Raw genomic sequence first — 468 nt, forward strand, 5'->3', positions numbered from 1 at the left:
ACGGCGGCAAGCCGATTGCCGAGTTTCAAGCCGAATTCGCCGATGTCCGGTACGAGCTTGTTGCATCCAAATCGCACGGCAAGCCAAAAGGCAGCGAGCCGCCCTGCGATAGGTATCACGTTGCGGTTTACCTCGACCGCATGGTTACGGACATTGCCGAATACACGAGGCTAAAAGATGCCTTTGTATGCGCTCACCCATACTGCGATAAAGGCGCGAAGGACGGGGCGCGTTTTTTCTACGGAAACCGAGAGGCAAGCAAACAGCGCATAGAAGGCAAGGGCAAGCCGCTATGCGTTGACGCTATCCTTGCCAAAGCCGCGGATAGCGTCATGCCTGCCGCCACGCAAGACTATACGCGCACGGTCCCGTATGCGAAGCCGTCCGTGCTTTATGAGGGCGAGCGCAATGCCGGACTGTACATTGCCGCGTGCGCCCTTCTTGCGAAATATGACAACACGCCGGAAG

General features: G+C 57.5%; 1 protein-coding gene. It reads left to right on the forward strand.

What is annotated here, in order from left to right; genetic code table 11:
* Positions 1 to 468 (forward strand): hypothetical protein (locus tag AWU74_RS12210; protein ID WP_202966442.1); only part of this gene is annotated, 468 nt, incomplete at both ends.

This window comes from Treponema endosymbiont of Eucomonympha sp. (assembly GCF_001028545.1).